This window comes from Vibrio sp. 1978 (genome assembly GCF_033344345.1).
Genome location: NZ_JAWPOP010000932.1, coordinates 1 through 536 on the forward strand (window position 1 = coordinate 1; position 536 = coordinate 536).

Annotated in this window: 1 protein-coding gene; it reads left to right on the forward strand. The window is 47.8% G+C overall.

What is annotated here, in order from left to right; all coding sequences use genetic code 11:
• Positions 1-536, forward strand: a 536-nt coding sequence (locus R8N49_RS29930) for an aconitase family protein (protein ID WP_318190806.1), incomplete at both ends; no start/stop codon positions are given.

Here is a 536-nt window from a genome sequence, read left to right on the forward strand (position 1 = left end):
TCTTTATATTGATCGTCACTTGGTACACGAAGTGACCTCTCCACAAGCCTTTGATGGCTTGCGTGAAAAAGGTCGTAAAGTTCGTCAGGTTAGCAAAACGTTCGCCACGATGGATCACAACGTTTCGACCACAACCAAAGACATCAACGCCTCTGGCGAGATGGCGCGTATCCAAATGGAAACGCTATCGAAAAACTGCGAAGAGTTCGGTGTTACCCTTTACGACCTAAACCACAAATATCAGGGCATCGTCCATGTTATGGGCCCAGAGCTAGGCATTACTCTACCGGGTATGACCATCGTTTGTGGTGACTCTCATACCGCAACACACGGGGCATTTGGCTCACTGGCTTTCGGTATCGGTACATCAGAAGTTGAACACGTACTAGCGACTCAAACGCTAAAACAAGCACGTGCGAAAACAATGAAAATCGAAGTGAAAGGTAAAGTCGCACCGGGTATTACCGCAAAAGATATCGTTCTAGCGATCATCGGCAAAACAACGGCTGCGGGCGGTACTGGTTATGTGGTTGAAT